Here is an 11,482-nt window from a genome sequence, read left to right on the forward strand (position 1 = left end):
AAAAAAACATTTATCACAGGCATTAACTCCTTGCAACTCCTATATCTCCTTTATTTTTTCTTATCCCTTATCCCGAATTGACGTATATAAATATCTCGATCGGTTGTATTATGATTAAATCAGCTTTCATGGGTGTCATTTTTTTAGTGAAACAGTACGTAGTAACGCTACTTTGTCCAGTTGTTCCCAAGCAAAATTCTGATCTTCTCTACCAAAATGCCCATATACCGCTGTTTTTTGATAACAAGCAGTTTGCAATTTGAGTTGTTTTATAATTCTACCTGGTCTTAGATCAAAATGCTCATTTACTAATTCTGCTATTTCGTTATCAGTTAGTTTACCAGTACCAAAAGTGTTAACAAAAATAGATACAGGAGCTGCCACTCCAATTGCGTAGGATATTTGTATTTCACAACGATCTGCTATCTCAGCTCCTACAATATTCTTCGCAATATAGCGAGCCATGTAAGCAGCAGAACGATCTATTTTTGTTGGATCTTTGCCAGAAAAACAACCACCACCATGCCTAGCCATTCCCCCATAAGTATCTACTATAATTTTTCTACCAGTAAGCCCACAATCTCCTACAGGTCCACCAATAACAAATCTACCAGTAGGGTTAATTAAATATTTTGTGTCTTTAGTAATCCATTCTGCTGGTAGTTCTGGTTTAATAATTTCATCCATTACCGCTTCTACTAGTTGGCTATGAGTTACATGGCTATAATGCTGAGTTGATAATACAACCGTATCAACACCAATCGGCTTATTGCCTTGATATCGTAAAGTAATTTGTGATTTTGCATCTGGACCAAGCCATGGCAAAATTCCTTGCTTACGTAATTTAGCTTGCCTCTTAACTAATTTATGAGCATAATATATTGGAGCTGGCATCAGAACTTCTGTTTCATTACAAGCGTAACCAAATACCATCCCTTGATCACCAGCACCAATCATATCCTCATCTTGGTTATCCACACCAATAGCTATATCTACTGATTGTTTGGTAATACCGGATATAACAGCACAAGAATCCGCGTCGAACCCAAGACTTGGATCGTTATAACCAATCTCTCTTACTGTATCACGTGCTATTTGCTCTATATCAACCCAAGAATTTGTAGTAATCTCTCCACTTACTAAAATCATACCAGTTTTCACTAAAGTCTCACATGCAACACGGCATTTAGGATCTTGAGTGATAATTGCATCTAAAATCGCATCAGAAATTTGGTCAGCAATTTTATCTGGGTGTCCTTCAGACACCGATTCAGAGGTAAAGATTTTATTCATTATCATCAAATACTCTTTTATTAACATTTTCATTTATAGCTATAAATATAACAGATTTTTATCATCCACTAATAGCTGTTTTCATTATTTTTTCATTCCCATTTCCTCTTGTCATTTCCGCTTCGGTGCGGAATCTAGACCCCGCACCAAAGCAGGGGTGACAATTACACTTTTTTGTCATTCCCGCGTAAGCGGGAATCTATAATACCTCAGGGCATTTTTAGATACCTACTTTCGCAGGGATGACAACCATTATCCTATATTTTATTCAAATCTGCAAAAAAACTTGATTATCGAGTTATAGATTCCGCACCGAAGCTTAAAAATCGTAGAGAAAAATAACAAGTAGGTTCCTAGGCTCTGTGAACAAAACTTTAATTGTTTAGATTTTGAGTGTTTTTAAGCGAAAATTAATAAGATTTTTGCCGGAATAGTTAGTTCTATTTTAAAAAAATCTTATAATTTGCAGCTAAAAAGAGTCAAAATCTAAACAATTTAAATTTTGTTCACAGAGCCTAGAATGCTGCCTGCGATAACCAGAAGATTGTTGTTTTTACCATCTGATTAGAGCCGAACCCCAAGTTACTCCAGCACCAATAGCCGTAAAAAGCAATAGATCGCCTTTTTTAATATTGCCATAAGATTTTAGAGAAGCAAGAGCTAAAGGAATTGAAGCAGCCGAACAATTAGCATGTTTTGCAACCGTTTTTACTACTTTACTCGGATCGATTTTTAGTCGATCTACAACGGCATCTATAATTCTTACATTTGCCTGATGTGGAATAAAATGATTAACATCATCTATGGTAAAATTATTATTATGCAATATTTCTTCAGCTATCTTACTCATCTTTTCTACTGCATGTCTAAAAACTTCCTGTCCTTTCATTTTTATTTTACCGGTTTTGCCATTACTACTTACACCACCATCAGTGTAAAGAATATCGTGATAACGACCATCCGAATAGATATTACTATCTATTATACCGGAGTTATCATCACTATATTGCAAAATTACCGCACCGGCACCGTCGCCAAATAAAATACAAGTAGCTCTATCGCTCCAGTCCATTAGAGATGACATTTTTTCAGCACCAACTAGTAATATTGTTTTATATTTTCTAGATTTGATCAAAGAGTCGGCAACATGTAAACCGTATATAAACCCCGAGCATACCGCCTGTAGGTCAAATGAAGGTACATTACCAAGCCCTAGATAACCTTGTAACTTAGAGGCGGTAGAAGGAAAGCTATTATCCGGAGTAGTGGTACAGGTAATTATCAAATCTATAGATGCTGGATTTAATCCAGCATCATCTATAGCATTTTGGCTAGCTTTAATAGCTAAATGTGATGTATATTCATCATCAGCCGCGATATGTCTTTGTAATATACCGGTTCTTGAATGAATCCATTCATCGTTAGTATCAACTGATAGCGATAATTCTGCATTACTGAGAATACGCTTCGGCAAATAGGCACCACACCCAAGAATTTTACAAGTCATTGTGGTTTATGCTACTTCTTCATCTTTTTCTCGCTTCTGGACAATAACCTGACGACCATTATATGTGCCATCAGCTAAAGATATGTGATGAGGAAGCTTATATTCTCCTGTTTGAGAATCTATTACTACATTAATTTTACCAAGTGCAAGGTGAGAACGCCTCATATTGCGTCTTGATTTTGATGTCTTCTTTTTTGGAACTGCCATATAGCCTCTTAAAAATTACACTTTAGAATAAAAAGTATTTGTCAAATCGATATAGCAGTATATTATACTTCCATTACAAAATCTAGGTATTTTAAACATAAAATTTATGAAATTCATTATAATTCAAACTTTTCTTATTTCATCTATATTACTCACATTGTGTAGTTGTAAAACTATAGAATCAAGGGGGCAGTATATTGATGATAATTTATTAACTACACTTGAAGAAAAAAAGCTTAACAAATCGGAAGTAGAAGATTTAGTTGGTACGCCAACAATTATACCCGATTATACTCCTAATACTTGGTATTATGTTCAACGTTCTTTAGCTAGGAGAGCCTGGTTTGAGCCAAAAGTAATTGAACAAAAAATAATAAAAATTGCTTTTAATAAAAAAGATGTAATTGAGGAGGTTTTAGTACTTAATGATTCGCATAAAGATGATATAAATATAATGGGAGAATATACGAAAACTTACGGTACAGAATTAAACGGGCTACAGAAGTTTGTAAAGAATATTGGTAGGTTCAATAAACCTACTGAGGGAAAAAAGACAAAGAAACGATAAAATCATACTTGCAATATTTCGTGAATACTGTATAAACTGAACGATACTAGTTCTTAAATCATTCGAATATACTCCTTGCAAATTAAAGAGTTAATAGACGAGCTTAAAGAGTTTATGGCCCCTTCGTCTAGTGGTTAGGACGTTACCCTTTCACGGTGAAAACACGGGTTCGAGTCCCGTAGGGGTCACCAGTACTCAATAGTGTTATTTAGTATATAGCTTACAAAAACTTGAGTAATTGATTTATCAATTTTCAAGTTTTTATTTTTTTTATGTACAATTTGTGATTATTACCCCATGAAATCAGTTCAGGGTTTATACATACAGTTCAGGATTATATGTCACAAAAGCTCGGTTTTTGGTCAGTTTTTGCTTTAGTTATTGGTAGTCAAATTGGCACCAGTGTTTTAATATTACCAGCAAGTTTAGCGCCATACGGTATTTTTAGTTTAGTTGGAGGATTAGTATCCTCCTGCGGTGCTATAATTTTAGCACTGTTATTTGCTATACTTTGTTGCCGATTCCCACAAACAGGTGGACCCCATGTTTATTTAAAAAAGGCTTTTGGTAATGATGTAGCATTTTTTACCGGCTGGACTTATTGGGTTATTTCATGGGTTAGTACGGCTGTAGTTGTTATTTCAGCTATTACATATTTAACACCTTTAATTGGGGTGAATAATAGTTTTGTGATCTTAATTTTGCAGATATTATTATTATTTGCTATTATGTTGCTAAACCTTAAAGGTGTGGAAGTAGCAGGGCGAGCTGAGTTTATACTAGCAATTCTAAAATTTATTCCATTAATAGTAGTGCCAATTGCGGCATTATATCAGTTTGATAGTAATAATTTTGTTATGGATAAGCAAATAACTAATTTAACTTTTTCTCAAATTCTTGGTAAGGTAACATTATTAACATTCTGGGGATTCATTGGTTTAGAATCAGCAACTGCTCAAGCTGGTTCGGTAATGAACCCATCAAAAACAATACCAAGAGCTGTAGTAATAGGTACGCTTTGTGTTGCTATTTTATATCTCATTAATAGTGTTGGAATAATTGGTTTAATCCCACCAGAAGACTTAATACATTCTAAAGCTCCTTATGTAGATGCCACCCAAATAATTTTTGGTGGTCAGTGGCATCTACTTATTTCTTTGATTGCTTCAATTATTTGTATTGGAACGTTAAATGCTTGGGTACTAATCAGTGGACAAATTGCTTTGGGACTTGCCCAAGACGGCTTAATGCCATCTTTTTTTGCTAAACAAAATAAAAATGGTGCTCCAATTTGGAGTTTAATCATAAGTTGTATTGGAATATTATTATTATTGATTAGTACAACCAATGAAGATTTATCAGAACAAATTACCGAAATAATTGATTTTTCCGTTATCTCTTTTTTATTTGTATATCTAGCCTGTAGCGTAGCTTTTTTAAAATTACTACTAACAAAATCAGAAAAATCTTCAACATATCAATGGTTAATTGCCCTAGGATCAATTGCCTTTTGCCTATGGATTATTTATGAAACACCATTAAATGTTACAATAAAAGCTATCTCATTTGTATTAAGCGGAATACCTGTTTATCTTTGGTATAAAAAGCAATCGTTTCTTAGGTTATGTAAACAAATCTTATAAGGATATAGATGCTTAAGTCCTGTATATTATTATTAACTATAATATTATTCCTACAAGGATGTAGCACCTCATCTGTTAATAAGACATTTTTAAACGTCACGGCACAGCAATTACAAAAAGATTACAAACTGAATCACGGCACTTTAATTATACAATATAATTTAGCAGCACTAAGTAAAAATGACTGCATTTATGCAAAAAATTTTGGTCTTGTTATTAATAATGACAAATATAACAAGGCTTTTTTACAAAAATTTAAAGCTATTGGCTCTAAGAATATTAATAGCCAAGCAATTAATAACCAGGCAATGATTAAATCAACTAAGATCAAAGATTTGCTGATAAAATTAAATTGTAAGTATAAGTTTTTATCCCCAGAACAATTACAACTTGTTCAAAAAGCTAGTAATAAAAATAGTTCTTATAATCTTAAAGAGCTGGCACAATTAGATAAGCTAACTACTGCTATTCCTATAATGTTACCACAATATAATGTAAAGGTTACTAGTCACTATGGCATGCGTAAACATCCTAGGAAGAAACAAAAAAAATTTCATTGCGGAATAGACTTAAAAGGATACCAAGACTTTTCCATCTATGCCTCTGCTAATGGAACAATTATTACCGTAAAGCGAAAAAGTTCTTATGGAAATTTAATAGAAATAAAACATTCAGATAAATTTATTACCAAATATGCTCACTTAAAAAAAATGCACGTAAAAGAAGGAGATATTGTTACCAAAGGTCAGGTTATCGGAGTGCAAGGTAATAGTGGTAACAGTACGGGAGAGCATTTGCATTTTGAAATTTGGCTCAATAATAAGCCTGTCAATCCATTCGATTTCATATCGCATGCTTGCAACTGTTAAAAATTTTGATATAATACTTATTCTTTAAAATAGTAACAAGAGAAGCCGTAGCTCAGCAGGATAGAGCGAGTGATTCCTAATCACTAGGTCGGGGGTTCGAATCCCTTCGGTTTCACCATTCTTCAATTTTGCTATATTTTGCATAGAAGTAAAGGTGGTTTTAGTACTAAAATTTATGCCCTCGTTGATGCCACTGAAGTTTATACTAGCTACTGGTTAAAGAAATGATATAACTCAGGCTGAAAATCTTACTAAAGATGTTCAGAATACGACGGTGATAGGCGATAAAGGATATGATAGTAGTGCGTTTGTAGAAAGCTTAGAAAATAAGGGGTTATTTTCTAGGTCTGATAAGCCCCAACCACTTTTTTAGCTTTTCTAAATTTCGTTGGAGCTTTAATATGGTTACGTTAAAAATTTTGTCAACAGAACCTAGTAGTTTAATCCAATTTTCTTACTCTTGATATAATTGCTAACTGCATAGTGATATTTTATAAACTTGTAAAGTAAAAACCTATAATCTTTACAAATAAACCTTATATGTAAGGCTAAAGATATAGGAAACAGACCAAAATATTAAATCAATAAATGACAAACCATTTTGACAGCTATTTTTAATATGATGAATGAAAGTTATAACTTGTGCAAATAAAAAAGTTAAGAAAATTATTAATTTTTTAATAAAATAACAAAATAATCACAACAATTTTAGTACAATAAAGTATAACTTATTTCCTCAGATTTTTGTAATATATAGGAATTTTGCTTAGAAAACCTTATTGACTCCTCCTGGAAGATTTAATATCACCATATATATTACAAAAACCTAAAGAAATATTGAGTTATTGTTATTATTTAGGATTCTTGTATTTATATATTAAATAGTTTAAAGATTCACCACATCAATCTGATATTCTAGTGCCACTTCCTTGCCGCAAAAAGCCATAGCAATTTTGATAATTTTCTGAACATGCGAGTGTTCTTTTATTTTAGCCTCATATTTTTTTCTCACGATTTGATCTAACCCTTCTTTGGCAACAGATTCTAAAATATCAGGAGATTTACATATTTTATATTCAATAATAATAGCATTGTCACTTTTACCTATCTTGGGTAGTAGCACAATATCCGCCCTACCGCTACCGGTTTCTCTTTCACTGTCTATTATGTAGTCGGAAGCTAAGGTATTAATCAAACCTAGCATAAAGCCACTATAAAATAGCTCGGCTTTTTTCTCACCAGTTTGATAAAAACTAGTAGCATTTAACAATAATTCTTGCAACCTTTCTTTAAACTGTTCTATTTTACCTGCCGGCAGCAAAGTAGCAAAAGAATAATATCGAGAGTGATCAATTTGTAACTGATCAGTTACCCATTGGAGCATTCTGGCATTATATATATATCGTACCTCTTTATTTGGTACCGATAATTCATAAATATCTTCTTCTGGTTTTTTAGCAATAGGGCTTAAATAACCGCTAAATAACAACAAGCTAAATAATCCTACTGGTTTGTTGATATCAGCAAAACTAATTTGTTTGACAATCGGTGAGATAATACTCTTTCCGGCAGCTAAGCTCTGTAAATCTTCCTGCATTCCATCTGACAATAATGCTTTATCAACAAGAGCCGTCCCCCCACTATCAAGCCAATAATGGTCAAGCTTGCCTTTATGAGCTAAACATTGCATAATCGACCATGGATTATAGATGATCTCCCCACCAAAACTATAGCCATTATACCAAGCTTTAATTTTTTCAGGATTAGTTGCTGTTGGTACTTTTGCTAACAATTCATCAACTTCTGCTTGAGTAAAACCATAAAACTTAGAATATTTCTCATCAAGCAAGCTATACTCACTAACATTATTTAAATCCGAAAATAAATTAGCTTTAGCAACCCGTAATATGCCAGTTATTACCCCTTTTTCTAAATAAGGATTAGTTTTTAAACTACTGCCAAACATCCCGCGGAATATTTTTAGTACATCATCAAATTCTTTTAATTTATCACCAAATTCAATATACGAACTATTGATCGGCGTGTCGTATTCATCGATTAATATGTAAACTTTTTGACCAAAATGTTTGTACAGCACTTCGCTCAAAACCCGTAAACTATCTTTTAAGTCATTTCTCTCAAGTTTCCCATCAAAATATCTCCTTAGTTTTTCTTTTTGGGCATTATTTAATAGTCCTGTATCTTCTGTTACATGATGATTTAAGTAATGATGACTTGCAAATAATTCTATAATTTGATCCTTTATACCTAGTTCTATTTCCTGATAACTACTACCTTTTACATCTTTAAGATTGAGCAAAATCACCGGAAATTGACCTTGGTACTCAGATATTACATCTGGGTACTGAGCTATTTTCAACTTCTTAAGTAACTTTTTTCTACCTGTTGCTAGTCCTAAATCTACTTCACCCCCGATAAATAGCTTGTTATTTACTCTATCTTCTGTAGGGAAAGGAACACCATTTTGATCCACCTCTATCTCAAAAAATTTCTGGAGCATGTTCATATTCAAGCTCTTACCCCAACGTCTTGGTCTGGTGATTAGGATAACCTTACCATTGTCCTCTAGTAATTCTTGAATCATTAGACTTTTATCAACAAATACATCACTATTAACAACCAAGTCATAGAACTCATCCGTACCTACTAGCATTCTTGGCGGCTTATTTTTACCTTGAATGGTACTAATATCTTTAACTGTTGTATTAAGATCAGAAAGTTTAAAGGTCATATTATTATATTATATTTGAGAATTACTATAAATATTTGCTTTAAGAAAGTGTAGCATAAATAAGCTAACAGCACCAGCAATTATCTTTTTGACAAATATCTTAAGTATCTATTGTTGATGGGTTTTGTTTTGGATATAATTAAAGGAACAATAACGCGGCTTTTAAATTGTTATTGAATAATTGGATGATTTAATTATGAGCGAAGAACTTCTGCAACGAGATTTAATCAAGAATCCTGAAAAAATAGGGACTTGGAATTTTTATAATATTGGTTCAACAACTATTAGTGCTTTAAAAAAATCTGATATAATAAGAAGTATAGACTATGGGAATGTATCAAACAAGAGAGTTGATGCCATTATCACCAAACAAAAAGAAGTTATTGCTATTGTGGAATTTAAATCACCTGAACATTTTAATACCAAGGATAAAAAAAATAATGCCATTCTGCAAGAAATTGAGGTTGCCAAAAAACTAAAAACAAAATTAATTATTGCAACTGATACCAAAGAGACGGTATGGTTTAATGTTGCTACTGGTAATACCGTGAAAACCGAAGAAGCTAATGATTTTAAATATCCTTTTGATTCTAAAGATATAAACTTACCAAAAGTTATCAATGAAATAATACAATCAATAAATGAGAAAAATGATAGAATTTTACCAAAAGAACTAGTCAATCCAACAGATTTAGCAAAACAAATATGGCAAGATGTTTGGAGTGTTAGCGGTGCAACCCCTGATAATTGCTTATACACATTTGTTGAATTATTTATATTCAAATATTTAAGTGATTTAAAAATATTGCAAGGTACTTATAATTTTTACACTTTACTTGGGATGTATGAAGAAGGCAATGAAACTAATACAGTTTTACAACATTATGCAAATATTATCAGACCACAAATAAAAGAGCTGTTTCCTGAAAATGCTTTAGACAAGACCACCATAATAAATGGTAGCATATTTATCAGCAAAGAACAAAAAGCTGTTGATGGTTACGGAATAGTCTTTAAAAAAGTTCTACAAAAATTTAAAAATTATGGAAAACTTGAACATATTGATCATGATTTTAAAAGTAAGTTATTCGAGAGTTTTTTAAAAGAAAGTATCAGTAAAAAGAATTGGGGGCAATTCTTTACTCCGATTAAAGTTGTCCGTGCTATCAATGAAATGGCAGAAGGTGAGCTAAAAGAAGGAATGACTATTTGCGATCCAGCCTGCGGAGTGGGAAAATTTCCATTAGAATTTATAAAGAACGATCTTGATAAGCTCTTTAAAGTTGAAAACAATAAAATAATACAAAAAGTTAAAATAGTTGGTTTTGATAAGGGTTTTGATAAAGATGAGCAGAAAACCATCATTTTAGCAAAAGCCAATATGCTTATTTATTTTTGTGAACTGATAAAAGATAATATTGGATTAACTAAGGAATTTGCCAAAATATTTAATGAGAGTTTTGTTTTAAAAACAAACTCGATACTTGGTACGCTTTCAGAAGCAGAAGAAGAAAAATATGACTTAATTTTAACAAACCCACCTTATGTAACAAGTGGTAGTAGTAATTTAAAAGAAGAGATAGCTAAAAATACTACGTTAAAAAATTATTATAAGATAAATGCCATGGGTATTGAGGGGCTTTTCATGGAATGGATTATAAAAGCTCTAAAAAAAGGTGGTAAGGCTTTTATAGTTATTCCTGATGGAATTTTTAATAGACAGAACGATAAAAATTTGAGGCAATATATTTTAGATAGTTGCTATATTGATGCAATTATTTCTTTGCCATTAAAGACATTTTTTACAACGACCAAAAAGACTTATATTTTAGCGATTACAAAAAAATTCGATATTTCTGATATTCAGACTGATCCAGTATTCACCTATTTAGTTAGTGAAATTGGTGAAAGCAGAGATGTAAATAGATTTGATATTGAGCAAGATGACTTAAAAGAAGCTGTTAATTTGTATAACGCTTTTAAGGGTAATAAGAAGTATTTTGCAAATCTTAATCATGATAAGAGATGTAAGATAGTTTTGATAAATGAATTTGACAGTGGTAAAAATTGGTCTGTAGAAAGATGGTGGAGTAAAGAAGAAAAAATTGAATTAGCATTGGAGAAACAGACCAAATGGTTTCAATTGGTGAATTTAGCGATATAATTAGGGATTTAGGAATGATCTGTAATGAATTTAGTAAATCATTACAAGATAGCGTTCTTTATAAATTTGATAATGAAATCGGACGTTGCCAAAGTATCAAAATAGAGGATATTTTTAATATAAAAAAGGGAATAGCAAAATACACTAAGACTTATATTAAAGAACATGAAGGTTCGTATCCTGTCTACTCAGCAAACACCAAACAAGATGGTGTTTTAGGTTATATAAATCATTTTGATCATGAGGTGGAATCTATCCAGATTACTACTAATGGATATGCTGGCACAGTTTTTTATAGGTCAAAACATAAATTTAGCATAAATGGAGATGCAAGATTGTATATCCCAAAATGTGATAATCTTGATTGTTTATATCTATCGTTTGAATTACAAAAAACGTCAATTCGGGATAAGGGATAAGAAAAAATAAAGGAGATATAGGAGTTGCAAGGAGTTAATGCCTGTGATAAATGTTTTTTT

9 protein-coding genes and 2 tRNA genes are annotated in these 11,482 nt (G+C 32.1%); 7 read left to right on the plus strand and 4 right to left on the minus strand.

The window, feature by feature from the left end:
- Positions 1 to 135: 135 nt before the first annotated feature.
- The 3 genes from metK to rpmF all read right to left on the minus strand — a co-directional run bounded on the left by metK (position 136) and on the right by rpmF (position 3,007).
- Positions 136 to 1,296: a methionine adenosyltransferase gene (gene metK / locus RiCNE_RS04685; RefSeq protein ID WP_204839956.1), complete on the minus strand. Its 1,161-nt coding sequence runs from the start codon at positions 1,294 to 1,296 to the stop codon at positions 136 to 138.
- Between the two features lie 550 nt (positions 1,297 to 1,846).
- Entirely contained in the window at positions 1,847 to 2,800 is a 954-nt protein-coding gene (locus RiCNE_RS04690; RefSeq protein ID WP_094649448.1) for a beta-ketoacyl-ACP synthase III, read from the minus strand.
- Positions 2,801 to 2,806: 6 nt separating this feature from the next.
- Positions 2,807 to 3,007 carry a 50S ribosomal protein L32 gene (gene rpmF, locus RiCNE_RS04695; RefSeq protein ID WP_094649449.1) on the minus strand — a complete coding sequence of 67 codons (201 nt, stop codon included), beginning with the start codon at positions 3,005 to 3,007 and terminating at the stop codon, positions 2,807 to 2,809.
- Positions 3,008 to 3,113: 106 nt separating this feature from the next.
- On the opposite strand from rpmF, the gene RiCNE_RS04700 reads away from it, so the two are divergent.
- The 5 genes from RiCNE_RS04700 to RiCNE_RS04720 all read left to right on the plus strand — a co-directional run bounded on the left by RiCNE_RS04700 (position 3,114) and on the right by RiCNE_RS04720 (position 6,205).
- Positions 3,114 to 3,575 (plus strand): outer membrane protein assembly factor BamE, encoded by a 462-nt coding sequence (locus RiCNE_RS04700; RefSeq protein ID WP_094649450.1) that lies wholly within the window; start codon positions 3,114 to 3,116, stop codon positions 3,573 to 3,575.
- Positions 3,576 to 3,691: 116 nt separating this feature from the next.
- Positions 3,692 to 3,766: transfer RNA gene (locus RiCNE_RS04705), tRNA-Glu, on the plus strand.
- A 147-nt stretch (positions 3,767 to 3,913) separates the two neighbouring features.
- Positions 3,914 to 5,218, plus strand: coding sequence for an APC family permease (locus tag RiCNE_RS04710; RefSeq protein ID WP_094649451.1), 1,305 nt, complete (start codon positions 3,914 to 3,916; stop codon positions 5,216 to 5,218).
- A gap of 8 nt (positions 5,219 to 5,226) precedes the next feature.
- Positions 5,227 to 6,087 (plus strand): M23 family metallopeptidase, encoded by an 861-nt coding sequence (locus tag RiCNE_RS04715; RefSeq protein ID WP_094649452.1) that lies wholly within the window; start codon positions 5,227 to 5,229, stop codon positions 6,085 to 6,087.
- Between the two features lie 41 nt (positions 6,088 to 6,128).
- Positions 6,129 to 6,205: transfer RNA gene (locus RiCNE_RS04720), tRNA-Arg, on the plus strand.
- A 768-nt stretch (positions 6,206 to 6,973) separates the two neighbouring features.
- Here the strand turns inward: RiCNE_RS04720 and RiCNE_RS04725 are convergent.
- Positions 6,974 to 8,839 (minus strand): AAA family ATPase, encoded by a 1,866-nt coding sequence (locus RiCNE_RS04725; RefSeq protein WP_094649453.1) that lies wholly within the window; start codon positions 8,837 to 8,839, stop codon positions 6,974 to 6,976.
- A gap of 196 nt (positions 8,840 to 9,035) precedes the next feature.
- On the opposite strand from RiCNE_RS04725, the gene RiCNE_RS04730 reads away from it, so the two are divergent.
- Together RiCNE_RS04730 and RiCNE_RS04735 are read left to right on the plus strand one after the other, a co-directional pair.
- Positions 9,036 to 11,003, plus strand: a complete 1,968-nt coding sequence (locus tag RiCNE_RS04730; RefSeq protein ID WP_133062942.1) for an HsdM family class I SAM-dependent methyltransferase — start codon at positions 9,036 to 9,038, stop codon at positions 11,001 to 11,003.
- On the plus strand, positions 10,973 to 11,422 hold the full coding sequence (locus tag RiCNE_RS04735) for a restriction endonuclease subunit S (protein WP_094649454.1): 450 nt from the start codon (positions 10,973 to 10,975) through the stop codon (positions 11,420 to 11,422). Before RiCNE_RS04730 ends, RiCNE_RS04735 begins: the two co-directional genes overlap by 31 nt.
- Positions 11,423 to 11,482: the final 60 nt, after the last annotated feature.

Origin of the sequence: Rickettsia endosymbiont of Culicoides newsteadi, from assembly GCF_002259525.1 — a bacterium.
GTDB lineage: Bacteria > Pseudomonadota > Alphaproteobacteria > Rickettsiales > Rickettsiaceae > Tisiphia.

Excerpts from the sequence above, each read along its gene's own strand:
- RiCNE_RS04690 (WP_094649448.1), bottom strand. The coding sequence starts at position 2,800 with ATGACTTGTAAAATTCTTGGGTGTGGTGCCTATTTGCCGAAGCGTATT.
- rpmF (WP_094649449.1), bottom strand. The coding sequence starts at position 3,007 with ATGGCAGTTCCAAAAAAGAAGACATCAAAATCAAGACGCAATATGAGG.
- RiCNE_RS04700 (WP_094649450.1), top strand. The coding sequence starts at position 3,114 with ATGAAATTCATTATAATTCAAACTTTTCTTATTTCATCTATATTACTC.
- RiCNE_RS04710 (WP_094649451.1), top strand. The coding sequence starts at position 3,914 with ATGTCACAAAAGCTCGGTTTTTGGTCAGTTTTTGCTTTAGTTATTGGT.
- RiCNE_RS04715 (WP_094649452.1), top strand. The coding sequence starts at position 5,227 with ATGCTTAAGTCCTGTATATTATTATTAACTATAATATTATTCCTACAA.
- RiCNE_RS04725 (WP_094649453.1), bottom strand. The coding sequence starts at position 8,839 with ATGACCTTTAAACTTTCTGATCTTAATACAACAGTTAAAGATATTAGT.
- RiCNE_RS04730 (WP_133062942.1), top strand. The coding sequence starts at position 9,036 with ATGAGCGAAGAACTTCTGCAACGAGATTTAATCAAGAATCCTGAAAAA.
- RiCNE_RS04735 (WP_094649454.1), top strand. The coding sequence starts at position 10,973 with ATGGTTTCAATTGGTGAATTTAGCGATATAATTAGGGATTTAGGAATG.